Raw genomic sequence first — 21644 nt, 5'->3', positions numbered from 1 at the left:
GCGCACGAATCGTCGGTCTGCACGCCGATCACCTTGATCTCGGGCCGCACCGCCTTCACGTACGCGGCCACGCCCGCGGCCAGGCTGCCGCCGCCGATCGGCACGAAGATCGCGTGGATCGGCCCCTGATGCTGGCGCAGGATTTCCATCGCGACCGTGCCCTGGCCCGCGATCACGTGCGGATCGTCGAACGCCGGGATGAACGCGAGCCCGTCGCGCTGCTGCACGCGCAGCGCGTACGCATACGCATCGCTGTACGATTCGCCCGCCTGCACGACTTCGACGAACGCGCCGCCGTGCGCGCGCACCGCATCGACCTTCACGCGCGGCGCCGTCTCCGGCACGACGATCGTCGCCTTCACGCGAAGCCGCGCCGCCGCGAGCGCGACGCCCTGCGCATGATTGCCCGCAGACGCGGTGATCACGCCGCGCGCGAGCGCGTCGGCGGACAGATGCGCCATCTTGTTGTACGCGCCGCGGATCTTGAACGAGAACACCGGCTGCGTATCCTCGCGCTTCAGCCAGACCGTGTTGCGCACGCGCGCCGACAGGTTCGGCGCAAGCTCGAGCGCCGTCTCGCGCGCGACGTCATAGACGCGCGCGTTCAGAATCAGCTTCAGGTATTCGTCGAGCGCGCTCGCCGCGCGCATCGCGGGCGCGGCTCGCGTGCGGGCTTCGGGGGTTTCCGTGACGGCGTCGTCTGACTGCATGGCAGGCTCTCCTGGGAGTGGACGCCCGGGAGACGGAAACAAAAAACCCGCCTCACGGGGCGGGTTGCTGTAAATGCTTTCGTACGCGCGCTAACCCACCATTCGATGAATGGTGCGAATAATGTGCGCGATGCGAAAGCCATAGGAATTCATGTGCGCAAGCTTGCGGTAGCGCGCACGGTTTGTCAATCCCGCCCGGCGCACGCCGGCGCCGCGTTCGTGACGCGCGGCACATCCTGACATATTGCATTCGTAGCCTAACGTACATCTTTCAATCGAACATGTCTCTAATGTCTGTTGCGGCACCGGTCCCGGTCCGGTGCCGTCGAATTCCGGCCGGGCATGACGCCCGTCGGGCCACTCGTCAATCCGGACTCTTTGGGTCCAAACTTCTCAGGAGAACCAAGATGCAGGAACTCAGCCAGCAGGAAATCGCCCACGTCTCGGGCGGCCACTATGACGGCGGCAGCATCTTCGACACGCTCGGCAATCTGATCGAGGTCGCAGGCAAAGGCGCGGAAACGATCGGCAACACGCTCACGCTCGGCCTTCTGTCGCCGATCAGCAGCGCGGCATACGGCATCGGCGAAGTGCTGACGACGGCGGCCGTGAACCTCGGCAACTCGCTCCTCAACCTGTTCGGCATCCCGGCCAAGCATTATTGACGCGCGGCGTCGGCGTCCCGGCGCGCGCGGGCGTTCGTCCGCGCGCGCCGCGGGAAGACCTCAGTAAATCTCCGGCACGATCATGTCGGCCGGCACCGGACGCCGGATGTAGTCGTCGTGATGCTCGCGCTGCGGCAGATGCACGGGATCGCGCTCGATCTCGTAGTACGGCACGAGGCTCAGCAGATGGCTCATGCAATTGAGCCGCGCGCTCTTCTTGTCGACCGCCTGCACGACCCACCACGGCGCCTCGGGAATGTGCGTGCGCATCAGCATCTCCTCCTTCGCCGCCGTGTACGCCTCCCAGCGGCGGCGGCTCTCGAGATCCATCGGGCTCAGCTTCCATTGCTTGAGCGGATCGTCGATGCGGTTCTGGAAGCGGACTTCCTGCTCTTCGTCGGTGATCGAGAACCAGTACTTGACGATCTGGATTCCGCTGCGCGCGAGCATTTTCTCGAACTCCGGCACCGAGCGGAAGAACTCCTCGTACTCGTCGTCGGTGCAGAAATTCATCACGCGTTCGACGCCCGCGCGGTTGTACCAGCTGCGGTCGAACAGCACGATCTCGCCGCCCGCGGGCAGATGCGCGACGTAGCGCTGGAAATACCATTGCGTGCGCTCGCGGTTGCTCGGCGCGGGCAGCGCGGCGACCCGGCACACGCGCGGATTCAGCCGCTGCGTGATGCGCTTGATCGCGCCGCCCTTGCCCGCCGCGTCGCGCCCCTCGAAGATCACGACGAGCCGGTGCCCGGTGTTCACGACCCAGTCCTGCAGCTTCACGAGCTCGCCCTGCAGGCGGAACAGCTCGCGGAAGTAGCGCTTGCGCGCTTCGCGGCGCTCGGCGGAAAAGAGCGTCTCATCCTCGAAGCGACGGTCGTCGAGCTCCATCTCGAGCTCTTCGTCGTACGCGTCGACGAGATCCTCCTCGAAGCGGCGCTGCCGCTCGTGCAGCGGCGCCATGTCGCGCCGCGTGTCCTTTTCGCTCATGCCGGCCTCCTTGCTGCGCGTTGCAGACGCGTTCCGCGCACATTATCGCAGGCCCGGATGTCGGGGGAATGACCGCGCGGAAAGGATCGGGCGGCGGCGTGGCCGGCGGCCGGCAAGCCGCCGGACGATGAGACGAGACGGGCCGCCCGCCGGCGACGCCCACATCCACGCCGGCACCGGCCGGAGCGCATGGATTGCCTCGAGCGCACGGAGCCGCGCGACGCCGCTCAGAACCGGTAGTTGAGCAGCATCGTGCAGAGCAGGACGTTCGCGGAAAGCGTCGTCGTGTTCGACGCGAGGATGCGCTTCGCGTCGTTGATGTTGAGCGTGATCGCCGCCTTCAGCGGAATGTACGAGAGCGCCGTCGACAGCGACAACTGGCGCGTGAGCTGATAGTTCGCGCCGACGACGAACACGGGCGTCCACGTGCTCTTCACGCTCGCCGTCGCATGGACGCCGTTCGACAGCACGAGATTCGCGCCCGCCTGCAGCAGACGATCGAGCGCGCTCGGATCGGCGAGCAGCGATTGCAGATCGCCGAGCGAGATGCCCGCCGACAGCAGGCCGCCGAGCGACGTGAGCTTGTTCGCGAACACCGGGCTCAGGTTCGAGTTCGTGAAGCGCGTGTAGCTGATGCCGAGGCCGACGTATGGCCGGAGCCGGTCCTCGCGCTTACCGAGGTAATACTTGAACACGGTCGACGCAAGCCACGCGCGCGTCGTGCCGAGCGGATTGCTCTGCGTGTTGCCGAGGTCGACGAGCGGCAGCCGGCCCTGCACGCCCGGGAAGATCTTGTCGAACGGCAACCCGACGCTGCCGTGGCCGCGCATCGTCAGCTCGGGCGGAATCCCGCCGACGATCTCGGCCGCGACGTGCTCGCCGAAGAAATGCGTGAACGTGAACGCGGGCGTGTTCGCGTTGCTGATCGACACCGCGGAGCCCGGATTCACGAAGCTGCCGATCCCGAGCGCCCCCGTCGTCGTCGTCACGGGCGTCGAGCGGCCCGTCGACAACACGTAGTGCCAGCCGATCCCGATCATGTTGCTGTCGTCGCCCCGCAATTGCTCGAGGAGCGTCGGGCCCTGCGCCTCCGGCAGATCGGGCAGCATTTCCGGATCGATCGGATGCAGCTCGTACGGCATCCGGTCGTAGCGCACGCCGGCGATGAAGCGCGGCGCCGCGTCCGCGGGCGGGCGCCGCGCCGCGCCCTCGTCCGGCGCGCACGCGCTGCCGCCGCATGCGTCGGCGGAGGGCGCGTCGTCCGCGGGCGCGCCGCCCGGCGCGTCGGCGAAGCCGATGCCGTCGCCGCCGCCGCCGGAGCGCACGCGCGTCGCGGCGGCCGGCGTCGCGACGCGTTGGCCGAGCGTGATCGTCTCTTCGGTGAGCCTGCGCGGACGCGGCGCGTTCGGGCTCGCGGCGAGGGCGCCCGATGCGTCCGATGCGCCCGCTCCAGCCGCTGCGCCCGCCATGTCCGCCGTCCCGCTCGATGCGCCGCCGCTCGACGCCGCGCCGCGCCCCGCGCCCGCCGACGCCCGCCGCGCGTCGCCCGGCACCGGCCCCCACGCGTTCGCGTCGAAGCCGGGCGCGTCGCCGCCCGGAAAGAAGCCGATGCCGTCCGCGCCGTCGCGCCATTTCGCCGAGCCGCCGTCCTGCGCGTGCGCGGACCATGCGCACGCGAGCAGCGTCGCGCCGAGCCAACAGGACACCGGAGCGCGCCAGCCGCGGCGCGCGCGTCGTCGACGATGCTTGTCACCCATTACGCATCGGCCGTCACGCGGGCGTACCGAACATCCGCTGCCGGATCCGATACAACGGTTCGAACAGCCATTCGAGCAGGCTGCGCTTCTCGAGCACGATGTCCGCCTTCAGCGTCATCCCGGCCTTCAGCGTGAGCGGCCTGCCTTCAAACGCCGGATTGCGGTCGGCGAGCTCGACCCAGCACTTGAAGTAGGTCTGCGGCGCGCCGGCGTCGGCCGGCAGATTCAGCTCCTTCGCGGTGAACGCGACGGGCGACACCGACAGCAGCTTGCCGCGATAGGTGCCGAACTTCTCGACCGGATAGCTGCCGTACGCGAGCTTCACTTCCTGGCCGGGCTTCACGAACCCCGCCTTCGACGACGGAATGTACAGCTCGGCGATGAGCCCGTCCGCCTTCGCCGGCAGGATCTCGACGACGCGCGTGCCGGGCGGATCGATCACGCTGCCCTGCACGACGTCGAACCGCACGATCTGCCCGTCGGCGGGCGCGTACAGCACCTGGTTCACGTTCTCGTCGATGTTGAATTCCTTCGAGTTCAGCTCTTCCCGCTTGATCTTCAGCTCGGCGTTCGAGCCGTCGTACTTGCTCTGCACGGTTTCCAGATCGCCGCGCAGCTTCATCGCGTTCTTCACGAGATCGGCGCGGCGCAGCATCAGATCCTGATACGCCTGGCTCGCCTGCAGATACTGCGTGTTCACCTGGTTGTACTGCTCGAGCGTGACCACCTGCTCGTTCAAGAGCTGCTTCACGCGGTCGCGCCGCTCCTGGTACTCGGACACGATCCGCTTCTGGTCCTGGATCTGCTTGTCCATGAGGCCGCGGCTCTCCGCGAGCGCGCCGATCTGCTGGTTGATCTGCTGGATCGTCGACTGGTATTCGAGCTTCACCGCATCCATCTGCTGATCGACCTCGACGCGCTGGCGCTTGATCGATTCGCGCATCCCCTGCGCGTTGTTCGCCTGCGCGACGAAGCTCGTGTCGCGCGTGACGCTCAGGAGCTTCTGGCCGGCCTTCACGTGCTGATCCTTCGCGACGAACACCTCGCGCACCGCCCATCCGGGCGGCGCGCCGACGCCGATCAGCCCCGTGCGCGGCGTGAGCATGCCCATCACGTTCTCGGTGTTCGCATACGTGAGGCGCACGAGCGCGACGACGAACATCACGAACATCGCGATCGACAGATAGCAGAAGAACCGCATCGACACCGGCACGTCGACGACGCCGTTGATCACCGTGCCGAACGTCGTGCCGCGCGTGAGCTTGCGCGGCGTCTTCTGCTCTCTCAGAGCGGTCATCCAGGTAGGCATGGGCGAAAACTCGTCAGGCGCTGCGCAGCGTCTGCGCGGCGGCGCGCGCGTTCGGCTCGAGCAACGGGGATGGCATCAGGTACGGCGTGAAGTGCTCCCAGAAGTGCCACTGTTCGGGCTGCTTCACGAGCGCTTCCTCGAGCTTGTCGGCGATCCGCTGATGGGTCGCCGCGACGCGCGACGATTCGTCCGCGACGCCGAGCATCCGCGACGCGGGCCGCGCGTCGAGCTCGACGAAGTGCATCTTGCACGTGTCGCGAAACGGCACGCCCGTCGCGTACGACACGAGCATCGGGATGTCGTGCTCGACCGCGAGCTTCACGCCGCCGCCCGCGAGCCGCACCCAGCGGCCGCCGAGCCGGCATGCGTTGGTCTTGCCGAAGCGGCCGTGCAGATCGGAGAACAGCAGGAACACGGGCGCTTCCTTGCGCAAGCCCGTGACGAGCCGGCGCAGATGCACGCGCTGCTCGATGTCGATCAGCTCGATCTTGCCCGCGCCGTATTCTTCGACGAGGCGCAGCGCGTCGTCGAAGAACGCGCCCGGCGCGTCCTTGTGCATCACGATCATCATCTTGCGGTCTTCGGGAATCATCAGCCGCAGCTTCGTGACGAACAGCATCAGGTTGCCGAAGTGCAGGCCCGCGAGCATCAGCGGGCCGCCTCGCGCGAGCGCCGCGCGCAGCGCGCTCTCGCCTTCGCATTCCATCCGGTCGAGCAGCGCCTTCATCGACGCGATGCTGTGCGAGCGCAGCATCAGCCCCGCCACCTCGGCCTCGAACAGCTCGTGGACGATGCCGTCCGCGACGCCGCGGATGCGCACCGGATCGTCGTTCAGGTGCGCGCTCAGCATGTGCCTCACCGACATTTCGATCGACGAGCGGATCGACGGAAAGAGGCGCAGGCACACGCCCGCGCACCAGCGCATCATGCCGAGCCCGCGCTCGGGCGAGCGGCCGAGCGCGATCCGCTTGACGATCCGCCGCACGAAGAAGCAATACGAGAACGCATTGAACAGAAAGAGCCGCATCAACGTCATCGCTGCACCTCCAGCTCCGGCTGCCGCTCGGGCGTCACTTCGGCGAGGCGGCCGTCGCGCATCTCGTAGATGCGATCGACCATCGACAGGATCGACGCGTCGTGCGTGACGAGCACGATCGTGCACGGCAGCGTCAGCACGTTGCGGCAGATTTCGTGCGTCGTCGCCTGATCGAGGTTCGACGAGAATTCGTCGAGAATCAGGAGCCGCGGCTCGCAATACAGCGCGCGGGCGATCAGCAGGCGCTGCATCTGCCCGGCCGACAGGAACTTCTGCGTGTCGCCGAGCGGCGTGTCGTAGCGGTTGTCGAGCTGATCGATTTCGCGGTCGATGCACGCGAGGCGCGCGGCCTCGTGCATCGCGCCGACGCGTGGCGCGGGCGCGAAGTTCGTGATGTTGTCGCGAATCGTGCCGCGGAACAGCTGATCCGACTGCGTGACGGCCGCGACGTGCTTTCGGTAGAGCCTCAGGTTCACCTCGGACAGATCGACGCCGCCCACGAACAGCGTGCCCGGGCTCGACTGATACAGCCCGCAGATCAGGTTCAGAAGCGTCGTCTTGCCGCTGCCGGTCCGGCCGACGATCGCGACCTTCGCGCCGGCCGGCACGTCGAGATCGATGTCTTCGAGAATCGCACGGCGGCCGCCCTTCGGTGTGTACGTCAGCGCACGAATCGACAGCGAGCCGTCGAAATGCTCGACCGAGCGCACCGGCGCGTCGGGCGCGGGCTCCTCGGTCTCGGTCTGCAGCACGTCGGCGACGCGGTCCATGTGCACCTGCAAGACCTTGCGCCGCACGTAGAGCTGGATCGAATCGATGAACTTGTCCGCGAACAGGTTCTTGTACTGGATGAACGCGTAGATGATCCCGATCGTGCTCTGCCCGTGCATCACGAGCCACGCGCCGTACGTGACGATGATCAGCTGCTCGACATGGACGATCCCCTTCGAGATCGCGTCGAACAGCAATTGCAGCCGCTCCTGCTGGCGAACCGCCTGCAGCTTCTGCGTGAACGCGTTCACCCACAGGCTGCTGCGCGAGGTTTCCGACGACAGCAGCTTGATCGAATGCGCGGAGCGAATGTTCTCGATGAGCAGCGCGTCGGCCTCGGCGCCGCGCGTGAGGATCTGCGACATCGCGTCCTGCAGCTGCGGCTGGATCGCGAGCCGCGACAGCGCGAACAGCACCATCCCCGCGAGGCTGATGCCGGCGAGCACCGGGCTGTAATACAGCATCAGCACGAGCGTGACGACGCACGTGAACACGTTGAGCAGCCCGCCGATCAGCCCGTCGACGAGAAAGCGGCCGATCTCCGACACCGACGCGACGCGCGAAATCGAATCGCCCGTGTTGTGGAACAGGTAATAGCCGATCGGCAGCCGCGCGAGATGCCCGACCATGTTCGACGACAGCTGCTGCGACACGATGTTGCGCAAGTAGCTCTTGATGTTGCCGACGAGGTTCGCGTACAGCGTGTCGAACAGGAACACGATACCGAACAGGATCGTCAGCAGGTACAGGATGTCGACGTCGGTCTTCTTCAGCGCCTCGTCGATCGTGAGCTGCACGTACGACGGCCCGAGCAGCAGCAGCAACTGCGCGGCGATGCCGCCCCCGACGCCGAGCAGGATGCTCTTGCGAATGCCCGTGAGGCCCACCAGGTAGTCGCGCAGATGGATCTTGTCGGACGTGCCGACGTGCTTGAAGCCGATGTCCGGATTGAGCTCGAGCGCGTAGCCCGTGATCTGCGTGAGCGCCTGCGCGAGCGGCAGTTTCGTCTCGCCGAGCGCCGGATCGACGATGTGCACGCTGCCGTAGCAGACTTTCGTCAGCACGACGTAGTGGTTCATCCCCCAGTGCAGGATGCACGGCAGCTTCAGCGCGTCGATCTCGTTCGCCTCGAACTGGAGCCCGCGCGCGCGCATCCCGAGGTCGTTCGCGATCTCCATCAGATCGAAGAACGACAGGCCGGAATCGATCTTCACGGGATACCGGTTGCGCAGCGTGCGCAACGTCGTGTCCCGGCCGTGCCAGGTCGCGATCATCGCAAGGCACGCGAGACCGCATTCGGTCACCTCGTCCTGAAGAATGGGCCTGACTTTATTTGTGTTGAACCACATAGCTTGCGAATGCTGGACACGACAATGCCGGCCCGCGCCCGGCGCGCTGCGGCTCGAAGCCGTCGCGCGGGCACGGCGTGAACGCCGCGCCCCGGCTTCAGCGGAACGCGGCCTGGACGCTGCTTCGAGCCCGGCTTAGCTGCCGGACCCGAGCGCCATCTTGAATTGGTTGACGGCCTGGGCCTGGTATTGGGTCAAGAGCCCGTTGACGACGGGGCCGATCGATTGATTCGCGAGGGAAACCGTGTAGGCGGCCGAGTTGGCGTAGGCGGAGCCTCCGCCGCGGATCGCACGGGCTTGTTGCTCAGATATGGCTTGCATCGGGGTGGCCTTTACTCTTGAAGCAACGTCGTGGCCCGAATCCGCATCCGCCAGCGCGGACGACCCCATTCGGAGATGCCTCGACATCACTGTCTCCTGATCATTTCCTCCGATTGCCAACAAAGAAGAATGAATAGTGTTTATATATCTCGATTGGCGACGGATTACCGTTTTTGCAACTTGAACTTCAGACTATTTTACGCGGGGGGCGCCTCCCCGCGCAAATGCAACGGCTAGTGCTTACTTGCCGTTGCTATTGTAGTTCTTGGGATTCTGCAGGTAGCCGCCGAGCGTCGGCATGAACTGGCCGAGCGCCGTGAACAGCGGGCCGGATGCCGCTGCCAGCGTGCCCAGCGAGCTGATCGGGCCGCCGCCGTGAACCACCTTGGTCTGCTCCATCGTCATAACCTTCATAACTATCTCCTCGTAAAGAAAAAAAGACGACGTCAAGACTTCTCTAATAATGCCAATGGCCGTAAATAACCGAACGACGTTTATTTTTTATCGCTGCGATTACAAGCCGGAATCAGGCTATCATGCGCTCAAGATGGAAACAAGATGGCCGGCCTCGTCATATATGGGTTTTTGACGATCCGAAATTCACCAAAAAGATGCATGCGTTTCAACTCATTATTTAAAACGTTTAATTTGTAGCGTCGACCGCTTGACACATGGCAGGAGATGGAGACGGAGATGTTTGAAACAGCGAATTTGGGTGCCTCGTCTAAATTTTGGCATGCGGGTTTTCACTTAACGAGTAAATCCTTTCGCTTTCGAGCCAATGTGGCTTACGCCACCGTTTGCGCGGCATTCGTCGCACTCGGTACCGGTTCCGAAACGGCAAGCGCATTCTGTCTAGACGAGGTTTACCAGCACGCGGTTTCGAACGATCCGAAATTCCTGCAGGCGCGGGCCGAATACGACGCCGCGCGGCAGAAATTCCCGCAGGCGCGCGCGCAAATGCTGCCGCAGGCGAGCGCGCAGCTCGAATGGGGGCGCTACGGCACGCACGCGAACCTGTTCGGCATCGACGTGAGCGGCAACAGCACCGCCGCATACGGCGCCGCGCAGGTCACGCAGGCGCTCTTCAACATGCCGTACCTGTACGACATGAGCCGCGCAAAGGAATTCGAGGAATCGGCGCGGCAGCAGCTCGAAGTCGCGAAGCAGGAGCTCATCATGCGCGTGGCGAACGCGTGCTTCGATCTGCTGTCCGCGCGCGAGAAGCTGCAGCTCGCCGACGACGAGGTCGACGCGCTCGCGCGGCTCGAGAGCGACACGCGCCGCATGGCGCAGCTCGGGATGAAGACGATCGGCGACACCGCCGAGATCGAGGCGCGCAGGAGCCTCGCGCAATCGGACGAGGCGCTCGCACGCATCGACGTCGAGGCGCGCCGCGCGCGCTACGAGACGCTGCTCGGCTCCGCGATCGATTTCACGCGCTGGCCGCGGCTCGCGATGCACGGCACGTCGCCGCGCATTCCGTCGGGCGATTACCAGCCGCAGGACAACCCGTCGTATCAGCAGGCGTATCGCGACCTGCGCGTCGCGCGGCTCGCCGCGAAGCGCATCGGCGCCGAGCATCTGCCGACCGTCGACCTGTTCGCGTCGTATTCGCGCGGGCTCAATCCGAACCTGCGCGGCCTCACCGACAAATCCGACTTCCATCAGAGCGCGGTCGGCGTGCAGGTGACGATTCCGATCTTCTCGGGCGGCAGCGTGCACTACCGGCAGGTCGAGGCCGAGCACGTCGCGACGCAGTACCAGAACCGGCTGCGCGAAGTCGAGCAGCAGTTGAGCACCGACCATCGCGAGACGCTCGCGGCGCTGCAGTCGATCGGCACGCGCATCCGCGCGCTGCAGCAGTCGCTGCAGGCGGCGCGGCTCGCGTACGATTCGTCGATGAAGGCGCACCAGGTCGGCTACAGCACGACGTACGAGACGCTGAACCTGCGCACCGACATCTCGAACATCCGCCAGAAGCTGTTCGAGAGCTATCTCGACGCGCTGAAGCTGCAACTGAAGCTGAAGGGCATTCTCGGCACGCTGGACGAGCAGTCGCTCGTGGCGGTGGACAGCTTCCTCGCGAGCAACGCGGCTTCGCCGGATCAAACGAGCGAGTGAGCGGCCGCGCGATCCGGTGCGCGCGTTCGGCGCGCTCGGGCCGCGGACGTCTCGCGCACCGAAATGAAACGTCCCGCTTGCGCGGCACGACGATCGTGACGATCGTGTGACGCAAGCGGGACGTTTTCGTTTTCGCCGAAAGCCTCGCGACGAAGCGCGCGCCGGAACAGCGGCGCGGCAAAGACGCAGGAACGGCGGGAATGCGGCGGAAGCGGCGGAAGCGCGCGGCGAAAACGAAACGCGCCGCCGGCCGATGCGCCGCTTCGCCGCTTCGCCACTTCGCCGCTTCGCCACTTCGCCACTTCGCCACTTCGCCACTTCGCCACTTCGCCACTTCGCCACTTCGCCACTTCGCCACTTCGGTACTTCGGTACTTCGGTACTTTACCGCTTTCGCCGCCCGGCGCTTCCGGCGGCGAGCGGCGAGCGGCGAGCGGCAAACGACGCTACACGCTCACTGAATCACGCGCGACACGCCGCGCCCGCGCGGGTCGGACACCGCCTCGGGCGTCTTGCCGTCGATCTGGATCGCCTGGATGTCGCCGCTGAAGTCCTGGCCCTTCAGCGTGTAGCCCTTCGCCTCGATGCCCTTCGCCAGATCCCCGTCGATCGGGTGGTACGGCTCCCAGAAGATCGTGTTCGGCGGCAGCAGCTGATGGTGGAAACGCATCGCGCCCACCGCGTCCTTCAGCGGCATCTTGAAGTCGTACAGGTTCGTGATCACCTGGAAGATCGACGTGAAGATCCGCGAGCCGCCCGGCGTGCCGATCACGAGCGCGACCTTGCCGTCCTTCGTCAGGATCGTCGGCGACATCGACGAAAGCGGCCGCTTCTTCGGCTCGATCGCGTTCGCGTCGCTGCCGACGACGCCGAACATGTTCGCCACGCCCGGCTTCGCGGAGAAGTCGTCCATCTCGTCGTTGAGCACGATGCCCGTGCCTTCGGCGACGACGCCCGAGCCGAAGTAGCCGTTGATCGTGTACGTGTTCGACACCGCGTTGCCCCACTTGTCGACGACCGAGAAATGCGTCGTCTCCGCCTTCTCGGGCATCGACGTGCCGAGGCCCGGCTGCACGCTCTTCGTGTCGGACGGCTTCTCCGGATTCACTTCGGCCGCGCGCTTCGCGATGTAGGCGTCGTCGGTCAGTTGCGCGACAGGCACCTTGTAGAAATCCGGATCGCCCAGGTACTGCGCGCGATCGGCGAACACGCGCTTCTCGATCTCGGCGATCAGGTGCACGTATTGCGGCGAGTTCAGCGTGACGCCGTCGAAGTCGGCCTTGCGGTCCGCCTTCATCTTCAGCAACTGGACAAGGCCGATGCCGCCCGAGCTCGGCGGCGGCGCGGTGATCACGCGATAGCCGTTCCAGCTCGCCTGGACCGGCTGCCGCCACACCGCCTTGTACTGGACGAGGTCCTGCTTCGTGATGAGGCCGCCGCCCTTTTTCATCGACACGGCGATCAGGTCGGCCGTCTTGCCATCGTAGAAATCCTTCGCGCCGTCGTTCGCGATGCGCGCCAGCACCGCCGCGAGCTCCGGCTGCTTGAAGTTCGCGCCCGCCTTCAGGGCGGCGAAGTATTGGTCGAAGTTCGTCTTGCCGCCGAATTCCTTCGACGCGTCGACGCCGCGCTGCGCGAGCTGCTCGTCGACGATGAAGCCGTCGCGCGCGTAGCGGATCGCGGGCGCGAGCACCTGCTTCCACTTCAGCTTGCCGAAGCGCTTCTGCGCCTCCCACATCCCGGCGACCGTGCCCGGCACGCCGACCGCGCGGTCGCCGTACAGGCTCATGCCCTTGACGACGTTGCCGTCCTTGTCGAGGTACATGTCCCTCGTCGCGGCGAGCGGCGCGCGCTCGCGATAGTCGAGGAAGTACGGCTTGCCGTCCTTGTAGATGGTCATGAAGCCGCCGCCGCCGATGTTGCCCGCCTCCGGATACGTGACGGCGAGCGTGAATGCGATCGCGACCGCGGCGTCGACCGCGTTGCCGCCTTCCTTGAAGATCTGCTCGGCGGCGTCGGCGCTGTATTTGTCGGCGACGGCGACGGCCGAGCCGTCGAGCACGACGCGCTGCGGACCTTTCGCATGAGCGGGCGCGCTCGGCAGGAAGCCGACGAAGGCCGCGCTCACGAGCGCGGCGAGCGCCGTCGACTTGAAGCGGTTCGTTGCGTTCATTGCATGTCTCCCATGTTGATCTCCTTGCAAATTGGGGCGCGAAAAGCTGACGAATAGGCTTATAGCACGGCTGCACGCGTAAACAAAAATGGGGCTTCGTAGTCGCGCCGGCCGGCGGGGCCCGGAGCGCGGCTCGTGGATGCGGCGTTGCATTGCATGGCGACAGGCTCGCACCGGATGACAAGCAGCGGCAATCGGTACGCGGCACGCCGCATGCGTGCCCCCGGCGCGCGAGCCGGCCGCGCCGCATCCGTTGCCCACGGCGGAAGAATCGCGAAACGCCGGCGTTGCCCGGTCGCCGTTCGTGCAAGCGCGCGGCCGCTGCGTCCGCGCGCTCGTCGGAAGCTCGTCACGCGTTCGTTGCGCCGAGGCACTGCCGATAATGTAGTTAGTTGCGCCAAGTTGCGCTGAAAAATCAGACGGCATCCGCCAATTGGCAACGGTTGCATGCCGATCAGCCTTGCCGCACCGCGATGATCGAAAGGATTGCTGCGTCGGCCGTGCCAAGCGCCCGCCACGCCGCGCGCAACTTCACGTTCGCATCGCTTGGCGCGCGCCGAAAACTTTTCTTCGCCGCTCCTGCGCGCCGCACGCCAAATCTGCGAAGATAGCGCCCCTTTTCGATTTCGGCCGCGCGCCGACGCAACACCGGCATGGCATCACACGCAGCACATCACGCAAGCGGCTGGGCCGCGGGCCTCGTCGCCGCGGCGCTCGTCGCGCAGGCGGGCGCCGCGGGACCGTGGCACGTCTACAGCCTCGCCGCATTCGCGGCGGGCGTCGCGGGCGGCACCGCGCCCGACTGGCTCGAGCTCGCGTGGTGGCGCCGCTCGCGGCGGCTCTGGGTCACGCACCGCACCGTCACGCACTGGGGCGTTGCGTGGGTGGCGATGCTTGTCTTCGCGTATCGGTCGCTCGGCCATCTCCACCCTTGGGCCGCGCCGCTCTTCGGCTTCGCGTGCGGCGGCCTCGTCCATCTGATCGCCGACTGGCCGAACCCGCTCGGCGTGCCGTGGCTGTGGAAACGCCATTCGCTGAACTGGTGGAACAGCGGGCATTGCGACCTGCTCGTCGTCGCGGCCGCGTGGGCGGGCGCGCTGTGGCTCGCGCAGGCCGCATGGGGGCACGCGGCGCCGCTCGCGCACTGGCTCGGCTGGCTGCGCACGGTATGACGCCGCCCGTCGACGGATACCGAATGCCAGACGCCGAATGCCAATGCCGAATGCCGGACGCCAGACGCCAAACGCCAGACGCCGGACGCCGGATGACAGATAACGGATGACGGATGACGGCGATGATGACTCGAACGTCAATCGCATGACCGACGCGCCCGCTCGACGTGCGCTCGAAGGCAATCGCTCGATCGCCGATCGCTCGACCAGCAATTGCTCGCCCGGCAATCGCCCGGCCGGCATCCGTTCGATCCTGACCGCCTGGCCGACGATCGTTCGGCCAGCAATCGCCCGCCCGACGATTGGCCGGCAAGCGATCGCTCGATCGACGCCCGCGCGGCCGACCGACGCCGGCTCGGCCGGCAGCCGTTCCACCGACGATCGGCAAACCGGCCGCCGATCGACACTGCTCCCGGCATGCGTCCGGGCCGCGCCGCGGCCGCGGGTAGAATGGCGAACGCGGCCTCGCCGCGCCCTTCGACGATCAGGCCGGATCGTTCCTGACACAACGCACAAGAACATGACCGACGACATCACGACGCCTCCGCCTTCATCCGCCGCACGCCCGCTGCCGAGCTTCGGCCCGCTTCGCTGGATCGTCCGGCACTGGCGCGGCGACTACTCGCTCGGCATCGCCTTCTGGCTGAATCAATCGCCGATCTACGCGCTGCGGACGATCTGCAGCCAGGTGCTGATGACCCGAGTGTTCGAACGGCTCGGCGAAGGACAGGGACCGGGAGACAACGACGCGATCGCAAGCGCGCTGGCGGCCGTCCCGCCGGTGGTGCTCGCCGACGTCGCGCTGTCGCTCCTCAACGTCTGGTGGGTCGTCGGCGTCTGGCGCGCGGCCAGGCGGCACATCGCCCGCACCGGCCGCCGATTCTGGGCGCGCGCGGCACAGGTGACGGCGGCGCTCGTCGCGGCGCGCATCGCCTATTCGATCGTGGTCATTCCGCACTCGATCGAGACGCTCCAGCTCCTCGTCATCGATCCGGGGAGACTGCTCACGGACCCGGTCGGCACGCTGAAGAACTGGCTGTTCTGACGAGCGTCGGCGCAGGCGCGCGATCGCCGTGCTACGGCGATCGCGCGCCGCTGGAGTTGCCGCTGGAGTTGCCGCTGGAGTTGCCGCTGGAGTTGCCGCTGGAGTTGCCGCTGGAGTTGCCGCTGGAGTCGCCACCGAAAGTGCAGCCGAAGTCGTTGCCCGAAGCATCACCGAGTTCGGCCAACGAGCGCGTCGCCAGCCCTGATGCCGACAAGCCATCGGCGACGCGAGGCGAATAACGTCCACGCCTTCGGAACCATTTTCGTTCGGCGCATGATCTCCGCGGGCATGTCGCATGTCGCATGTCGCATGTCGCATGTCGCATGTCGCATGCCCGCGTTCTGCGTTCTGCGTTCTGCGTTCTGCGTTCTGCGTTCTGCGTTCTGCGTTCTGCGTTCTGCGTTCTGCGTTCTGTAGCCACGATCGCCCCGCCCTCGGCGCAACACAACCCCACCGTTAGTCGCATTCATGAGCCGCCCACGCTTCCCGCGGCCGGCTCACGCCCCGCGCCGCCCGCCGCAACGCACCACGTCCCCGCCCGCCGATCGCCTGCAATCCGCCCGCGCGTCTGGCACACTATCCGGCCGGGCCCCGCCTTGCGCCGCCCGCGCCCGCCCCCACCTACGGTTCCGATGGACGTCACCACCACCCGCCCCGCCGCCCGCGCGCTCGACGCGTTCCATCCCGTCGTCGCCGCGTGGTTCTCCGATACGTTCGCCGCGCCCACCGGCGCGCAGGCGCTCGCGTGGCCGCACATCAAGGCCGGCCGCTCGACGCTCGTCGCCGCGCCGACCGGCTCCGGCAAGACCCTCACCGCGTTCCTGTCCGCGCTCGACGATCTCGTGCGCGACGCGCTCGCGCACGGCGGCGCGCTGCCGGACGAAACGCTCGTCGTCTACGTGTCGCCGCTGAAGGCGCTGTCCAACGACATCCACGTGAACCTCGAGGCGCCGCTCGCCGGCATCGCCGCCGAGATCGCGCGGCGCGGGCTGCCCGCGCCGCAGATCCGCACCGCGGTCCGCACCGGCGACACGTCGCAGGCCGAGCGCGTCGCGCATCGCAAGCACGCGCCGCACATTCTCGTCACGACCCCGGAATCGCTGTACGTGCTGCTGTCGTCCGAATCGGGCCGGCGCATGCTCGCGAGCACGCGCACCGTGATCGTCGACGAAATTCACGCGCTCGCCAACAACAAGCGCGGCAGCCATCTCGCGCTGTCGCTCGAGCGGCTCGACGCGCTCGCCGGCCGCAAGCTGCCGCGCATCGGGCTGTCCGCGACGCAAAAGCCCGTCGAGGCGGTCGCGCGCTTTCTCGTCGGCGGCCGCGACGACGCGCCGCCCGATTGCGCGATCGTCGACACGGGCCACACGCGCACGCGCGATCTCGCGCTCGAATTGCCGCCGGTGCCGCTCGGCCCGGTGATGGCGAACGATGTCTGGGAGCGCATTTACGACCGCATCGCCGAGCTCGCGGCCGCGCACCGCACGACGCTCGTGTTCGTCAACACGCGCCGGATGGCCGAGCGCGCCGCGCGCCATCTCGCCGAGCGCCTCGGCGCGGACGCGATCGCCGCGCACCACGGCAGCCTCGCGAAGGAGCACCGCTTCGACGCCGAGCAGCGCCTGAAGCACGGCAAGCTGAAGCTGCTCGTCGCGACGGCGTCGCTCGAGCTCGGGATCGACATCGGCGACGTCGACCTCGTCTGCCAGCTCGGCTCGCCGCGCGGCATCGCGCCGTTCTTGCAGCGCGTGGGCCGCTCCGGGCACCGGGTCGGCGGCGTGCCGAAGGGGCGACTCTTTCCGCTGTCGCGCGACGAGCTCGTCGAATGCGCGGCGCTCCTCGATTGCGTGCGGCGCGGCGAGCTCGACGTGCTGCGCATCCCGCACGCGCCGCTCGACGTGCTCGCGCAGCAGCTCGTCGCCGAAGTCGCGTGCCGCGAATGGGACGAGGACGCGCTCTACCGCTGCGTGACGCGGGCCGCGCCGTACGCGACGCTCGCGCGCGAGCAGTTCGACGACGTGCTGAAGATGCTAGCCGAAGGCTTCACGACCCGGCGCGGCGCGCGCGCCGCGTATCTGCATCGCGACGTCGTCTCGCACACGGTGCGCGGGCGGCGCAATGCGCGCATCGCGGCGGTCACCTCGGGCGGCACGATTCCCGACAACGCCGACTACGCGGTGCTGCTCGAGCCGCAGGGCGTGAACATCGGCACCGTCAACGAGGATTTCGCGGTCGAAAGCCTCGCGGGCGACGTGTTCCAGCTCGGCAACCAGTCGTACCGGATCATCCGGATCGAGACGGGGCGCGTGCGCGTCGAGGATGCGCACGGGCAGGCGCCGAACATCCCGTTCTGGATCGGCGAGGCGCCCGCGCGCAGCGACGAGCTGTCGGCGGGCGTCGCGCGGCTGCGCGCGCACGTCGACGCGCTGCTCGCGCGACGCGATGCGGATGCCGCTCGGGCGGGAGCTGAGGCGAACTCGGGTGCGAACGCGAACGCGAATGCGGGAACGGGAACGGGAACGGGAACGGAGGCAGAGGCAGAGGCAGAGGCAGAGGCAGATAAAGATGCAACGAGAAATATCGCCGCGCCGCGCGGCCGTCGCGTCGCGGCGCGCCCCGCTGCCGCCGCCGCATCGCCGCGCGCCGCGACGCACGCCGAAACCGTCGCGATCGCCGTCACCGCAACCGAATCTGCCGCAGCCGAATCTGCCGCAAGCGCATCTGCCGCAACCGAAACCGCCGCATCCGACGCCGCCGCCGAGCCGCGCCGTCTCGCGCCCGTGCTCGCGTGGCTGACCGGCGAGCTCGGCGTCGACGCCGAAGCCGCGCGGCAGATCGCCGACTATCTCGCGCGCGCCCGCGCGGCGCTCGGCGCGCTGCCGACGCAGGACACGCTCGTGATGGAGCGCTTCTTCGACGAATCGGGCGGCATGCAGCTCGTGATCCATTCGCCTAACGGCAGCCGGATCAACCGCGCGTGGGGCCTCGCGCTGCGCAAGCGCTTCTGCCGCACGTTCAACTTCGAGCTGCAGGCGGCGGCGACCGACGACGCGCTAATCCTGTCGCTGTCGCACGCGCACAGCTTCGCGCTCGACGAAGTCTGGCGCTATCTGCGCGCGGCGAGCGCCGAGCACGTGCTGATCCAGGCGCTCCTCGACGCGCCGCTCTTCAACGCGCGCTGGCGCTGGAACGCGACGACGTCGCTCGCGCTGCCGCGCTTCGCGGGCGGCCGCAAGGTCGCCCCGCAACTGCAGCGAATGAAGAGCGACGATCTGCTCGCGACCGTGTTCCCCGATCAGGTCGCGTGCGCGGAGAACATCGTCGGCGAGCGCGAGGTGCCGCGGCATCCGCTCGTCGACCAGACGCTCGACGATTGCCTGCACGACGCGATGGACACCGAAGGCTGGCTCGCGCTGCTGCGGCGGATCGAGTCGGGCGACGTCGCGCTCGTCGCACGCGATCTGCCCGCGCCGTCGCCGCTCGCGGCCGAGATCCTGAACGCGAAGCCGTACGCGTTCCTCGACGACGCGCCGCTCGAGGAGCGCCGCACGCAGGCGGTGCTCGCGCGGCGCTGGAGCGATCCGGAAGCGGCCGACGATCTCGGCGCGCTCGACGCGGGCGCGATCGACTCGGTGCGCGGCGAAGCGTGGCCGCTCGTGCGCGAGCCCGACGAAATGCACGATGCGCTCGTCGGCCTCGCGTGCGTGTCCGACGACGAGATCGACGCGCACGACGGCTGGCGCGCGTGCGTCGAGCGGCTCGCGGCCGGCAAGCGCGCGGCCCGGCTCGCGCTCGCGAACGGCCTCGGACTGTGGCTTCCCGCCGAGCGCGTCGCGTGCATGCGGGCGCTGTACGGCGCGAACGCCCCGCTCGAACCGCCGCTCGAGCCGCCGGCCGGCTTCGACGCGCCGTGGGAGCCCGACGCGGCGCTCGTCGACGTGATTCGCGCGCGGCTCACGGGCTTCGGGCCGCTCTCGGCCGACGCGCACGCGGCGCCGCTCGCGCTGCCCGCGTCGTCGGTCGCGATCGCGCTCGCCGCGCTCGAGCGCGAAGGCTACGTGCTGCGCGGCCGCTTCACGCCGGGCGCGCGCGACGACGAATGGTGCGAGCGGCACCTGCTCGCGCGCATCCACCGGTACACCGTGAAGCGCCTGCGGCGCGAGATCGAGCCCGTCGAGCTCGCGGACTTCATGCGCTTCCTGTTCCACTGGCAGCGCGTCGCGCCCGACACGCGCGGCATGGGCAACGACGCGCTCGCGTCGGTCGCCCATCAGCTCGAAGGCTTCGAGGCCGCCGCGAGCGCGTGGGAAGACGAGCTGCTGCCCGCGCGGCTCGCCGATTACGTGACGGGCGGCCTCGACGAGCCGTGCCGCGCCGGCAAGCTCGCGTGGGCGCGGCTCGGCGCGCCGGCGAAAGCCGCGAGCGCGCCCGTGAAGACGACGCCCGTCGTGCTGCTGCCGCGCCGCGAGCTCGCGCTCTGGCAGGCGCTGCGCGATCCGGCCGCGCAGCCGGCGCTGTCCGCGCGCGCCGAGCGCGTGCGCGCGACGCTCGCCGCGTACGGCGCGATGTTCTTCGACGAGCTCGCCGCGCACGCGCGCCTGTTGCCCGTCGAGCTCGAGCGCGCGCTCGGCGAGCTCGTCGCGGCGGGGCTCGTCAACGCGGACAGCTTCGCGGGCCTGCGCGCGCTGATCAGGCCGGCCGCGCAGCGCGGCGCGCACCGGCCGTCGCGCGCGCGACGCGGCGGCGCGCTGATCGGCGGCATGGACGACGCGGGGCGCTGGGCGCTCGTGCAGCGGCTGCCGCTCACGCGCGCCGATTTCGACGAAATCGGCGACGGCGGCGAACGCCGCGCATTTGGAGAAGGCGACCCGTCCGGCGAACCCGGCGAAGACGGCGAACGCGGCGAACGCGGCGAAAACGGACGACGTGCCGGCAACGGCCTCGCTCGCGCCGGCGACGCGCAACACGCCGCCGCGCCTGCCGACGCCCGCGTCGAGCGCGCGATGCGCGCGTCGCCGCCTCCGTCCGGCCGTCATGCGATCGCGCCCGCCGCGCTCGAGCACGTCGCGCGGACGCTGTTGCGCCGCTACGGCGTCGTGTTCTGGCGAATCCTCGCATGCGAAGCCGGATGGATGCCGAGCTGGCGCGAGCTGCTGCCCGTCTACCGGCGGCTCGAGGCGCGCGGCGAGATTCGCGGCGGCCGCTTCGTCGCGGGGCTCGCGGGCGAGCAGTTCGCGCTGCCCGACGCGATCCCGATCCTGCGCGACCTGCGCCGCCGCCCGGCCGAGGGCCTGATGCAGTGCGTGAGCGGCGCCGATCCGCTCAACCTGACGGGCACGCTGCTGCCGGGCGACCGCGTGCCCGCGCTCGCGGGCAACCGGGTCCTGTTCCGCGACGGCGTGCCGGTCGCGTCGCTCGTCGGCGGGCAGTTCGCCTTCGCGCCCGAGCTCGACGCCGTCGAGCGGGACGACGCCCGCGCGAGGCTCGCACGGCATCGATGACGCGGGCGGCCGCGCGGCGGAGGCAATGACAGCTCGCGGCTCGTGGCTCGCGATCAAATCACGATTGACTCACGATCGAGCCGAAATCGGCTCACGATCGGCTCGCAACCCACTCGCAACCGGCTCGCAATCGGCTCGATCCGGACTCACGCCCGGCGAGCCGCCTACCAGAACTGGTCGGTAGTTATTTTCAAGCCCCGCTCGAATAATCGATGACGGGTGACGCCTGCACACTCGCCGCATCCCGCGACGGGCGCGTCCGCCGCCCGAGCCGATCCGGCCGGTGCGGCCGCTCCGGCGGATGGGCTGCTCGTCCGCCGCTTCAGCCGACCGCCGATCGTCCCTCATCCAAGCGCATCCACTCCGGAGGTTTCGCCATGGCCACGCTATACGTCACCAACGCGGACAACGAGATTTTCGCGACCGTCAACGGCCTGGTCGTCTACGACAGGAAGACCGAGGGCAATCCCACCTTCTCCGACCAGGTCGACCTGACGCCGTATCTCGCCGACGGCCTCAACACGCTGATGATCGTCGGCGTCAACTGGGGCGGCCCGGCCACGTTCAAGGGAACCGTCGTCGTCGGCAAGATCGAGAGGCCGTTCTCCTTCACCGCGCCGAGCACGCCGAACGGCATCGTGTTCCATCAGGCGTTCGTGATTCCGCAATAAGCGTTCGCGGCGGACAGGCGGGATCAGAGGCGCCCCGGCCCGTCTTTCCGCGCC

The 21644-nt window shown here is 68.1% G+C and carries 16 protein-coding genes; 7 read left to right on the top strand and 9 right to left on the bottom strand.

Annotation, left to right across the window (positions count from 1 at the left end):
* The coding region (locus tag WS91_RS20350) for a pyridoxal-phosphate dependent enzyme (RefSeq protein ID WP_197422257.1) at positions 1-710 on the bottom strand (710 nt) is incomplete at its 3' end.
* 407 nt (positions 711-1117) lie between these two features.
* Here WS91_RS20350 and WS91_RS20345 point away from each other — a divergent pair.
* A complete protein-coding gene (locus WS91_RS20345; RefSeq protein ID WP_059580422.1) occupies positions 1118-1375 on the top strand; it encodes a hypothetical protein in 258 nt (85 codons plus the stop codon).
* 60 nt (positions 1376-1435) lie between these two features.
* On the opposite strand, the gene ppk2 is transcribed toward WS91_RS20345, so the two are convergent.
* The 7 genes from ppk2 to WS91_RS33865 all read right to left on the bottom strand — a co-directional run bounded on the left by ppk2 (position 1436) and on the right by WS91_RS33865 (position 9304).
* Positions 1436-2362: a polyphosphate kinase 2 gene (gene ppk2 / locus WS91_RS20340; RefSeq protein ID WP_038749428.1), complete on the bottom strand. Its 927-nt coding sequence runs from the start codon at positions 2360-2362 to the stop codon at positions 1436-1438.
* Positions 2363-2589: 227 nt separating this feature from the next.
* Positions 2590-4119, bottom strand: a complete 1530-nt coding sequence (locus tag WS91_RS36085) for an OmpW/AlkL family protein (protein ID WP_059580419.1) — start codon at positions 4117-4119, stop codon at positions 2590-2592.
* A 13-nt stretch (positions 4120-4132) separates the two neighbouring features.
* Positions 4133-5428 (bottom strand): HlyD family secretion protein, encoded by a 1296-nt coding sequence (locus WS91_RS20330; protein WP_059580415.1) that lies wholly within the window; start codon positions 5426-5428, stop codon positions 4133-4135.
* Between the two features lie 13 nt (positions 5429-5441).
* On the bottom strand, positions 5442-6464 hold the full coding sequence (locus WS91_RS20325; protein WP_059580412.1) for a hypothetical protein: 1023 nt from the start codon (positions 6462-6464) through the stop codon (positions 5442-5444).
* Positions 6461-8584, bottom strand: a complete 2124-nt coding sequence (locus WS91_RS20320; RefSeq protein WP_059670870.1) for a peptidase domain-containing ABC transporter — start codon at positions 8582-8584, stop codon at positions 6461-6463. Before WS91_RS20320 ends, WS91_RS20325 begins: the two co-directional genes overlap by 4 nt.
* Before the next feature lie 135 nt (positions 8585-8719).
* Positions 8720-8905: a hypothetical protein gene (locus WS91_RS20315; protein WP_038749441.1), complete on the bottom strand. Its 186-nt coding sequence runs from the start codon at positions 8903-8905 to the stop codon at positions 8720-8722.
* A 240-nt stretch (positions 8906-9145) separates the two neighbouring features.
* The gene (locus WS91_RS33865) at positions 9146-9304 is read right to left on the bottom strand and encodes a hypothetical protein (RefSeq protein ID WP_162483266.1); all 159 of its coding nucleotides are present in this window, start codon (positions 9302-9304) and stop codon (positions 9146-9148) included.
* Between the two features lie 294 nt (positions 9305-9598).
* Here WS91_RS33865 and WS91_RS20310 point away from each other — a divergent pair, with 294 nt between their 5' ends.
* Positions 9599-11029, top strand: coding sequence for a TolC family protein (locus WS91_RS20310; protein WP_082717588.1), 1431 nt, complete (start codon positions 9599-9601; stop codon positions 11027-11029).
* Between the two features lie 453 nt (positions 11030-11482).
* Here the strand turns inward: WS91_RS20310 and ggt are convergent, their stop codons facing one another.
* A complete protein-coding gene (gene ggt, locus WS91_RS20305; protein ID WP_038749449.1) occupies positions 11483-13201 on the bottom strand; it encodes a gamma-glutamyltransferase in 1719 nt (572 codons plus the stop codon).
* Between the two features lie 653 nt (positions 13202-13854).
* On the opposite strand from ggt, the gene WS91_RS20295 reads away from it, so the two are divergent.
* From WS91_RS20295 to WS91_RS20275, 5 genes are all read left to right on the top strand, one after another.
* Positions 13855-14373 (top strand): metal-dependent hydrolase, encoded by a 519-nt coding sequence (locus WS91_RS20295; protein WP_059580397.1) that lies wholly within the window; start codon positions 13855-13857, stop codon positions 14371-14373.
* Between the two features lie 520 nt (positions 14374-14893).
* A complete protein-coding gene (locus WS91_RS37990; protein WP_038749457.1) occupies positions 14894-15418 on the top strand; it encodes a hypothetical protein in 525 nt (174 codons plus the stop codon).
* A 56-nt stretch (positions 15419-15474) separates the two neighbouring features.
* Positions 15475-15657 (top strand): hypothetical protein, encoded by a 183-nt coding sequence (locus WS91_RS36080; RefSeq protein ID WP_156432413.1) that lies wholly within the window; start codon positions 15475-15477, stop codon positions 15655-15657.
* Between the two features lie 393 nt (positions 15658-16050).
* On the top strand, positions 16051-20919 hold the full coding sequence (locus WS91_RS20280) for a DEAD/DEAH box helicase (RefSeq protein WP_059670869.1): 4869 nt from the start codon (positions 16051-16053) through the stop codon (positions 20917-20919).
* Positions 20920-21296: 377 nt separating this feature from the next.
* Entirely contained in the window at positions 21297-21590 is a 294-nt protein-coding gene (locus WS91_RS20275; protein ID WP_038749463.1) for a hypothetical protein, read from the top strand.
* Positions 21591-21644 lie beyond the last annotated feature (54 nt).

The organism is Burkholderia sp. MSMB1498 (assembly GCF_001526245.1).
GTDB classification, from domain to species: Bacteria; Pseudomonadota; Gammaproteobacteria; order Burkholderiales; family Burkholderiaceae; genus Burkholderia; species Burkholderia savannae.
Note: the sequence above shows the minus strand (reverse complement) of the source record. Positions and strands in the feature narration are given on the sequence as shown.

Excerpts from the sequence above, each read along its gene's own strand:
- WS91_RS20345 (WP_059580422.1), top strand. The coding sequence starts at position 1,118 with ATGCAGGAACTCAGCCAGCAGGAAATCGCCCACGTCTCGGGCGGCCAC.
- ppk2 (WP_038749428.1), bottom strand. The coding sequence starts at position 2,362 with ATGAGCGAAAAGGACACGCGGCGCGACATGGCGCCGCTGCACGAGCGG.
- WS91_RS36085 (WP_059580419.1), bottom strand. The coding sequence starts at position 4,119 with ATGGGTGACAAGCATCGTCGACGACGCGCGCGCCGCGGCTGGCGCGCT.
- WS91_RS20330 (WP_059580415.1), bottom strand. The coding sequence starts at position 5,428 with ATGCCTACCTGGATGACCGCTCTGAGAGAGCAGAAGACGCCGCGCAAG.
- WS91_RS20325 (WP_059580412.1), bottom strand. The coding sequence starts at position 6,464 with ATGACGTTGATGCGGCTCTTTCTGTTCAATGCGTTCTCGTATTGCTTC.
- WS91_RS20320 (WP_059670870.1), bottom strand. The coding sequence starts at position 8,584 with ATGTGGTTCAACACAAATAAAGTCAGGCCCATTCTTCAGGACGAGGTG.
- WS91_RS20315 (WP_038749441.1), bottom strand. The coding sequence starts at position 8,905 with ATGCAAGCCATATCTGAGCAACAAGCCCGTGCGATCCGCGGCGGAGGC.
- WS91_RS33865 (WP_162483266.1), bottom strand. The coding sequence starts at position 9,304 with ATGGAGCAGACCAAGGTGGTTCACGGCGGCGGCCCGATCAGCTCGCTG.
- WS91_RS20310 (WP_082717588.1), top strand. The coding sequence starts at position 9,599 with ATGTTTGAAACAGCGAATTTGGGTGCCTCGTCTAAATTTTGGCATGCG.
- ggt (WP_038749449.1), bottom strand. The coding sequence starts at position 13,201 with ATGAACGCAACGAACCGCTTCAAGTCGACGGCGCTCGCCGCGCTCGTG.
- WS91_RS20295 (WP_059580397.1), top strand. The coding sequence starts at position 13,855 with ATGGCATCACACGCAGCACATCACGCAAGCGGCTGGGCCGCGGGCCTC.
- WS91_RS37990 (WP_038749457.1), top strand. The coding sequence starts at position 14,894 with ATGACCGACGACATCACGACGCCTCCGCCTTCATCCGCCGCACGCCCG.
- WS91_RS20280 (WP_059670869.1), top strand. The coding sequence starts at position 16,051 with ATGGACGTCACCACCACCCGCCCCGCCGCCCGCGCGCTCGACGCGTTC.
- WS91_RS20275 (WP_038749463.1), top strand. The coding sequence starts at position 21,297 with ATGGCCACGCTATACGTCACCAACGCGGACAACGAGATTTTCGCGACC.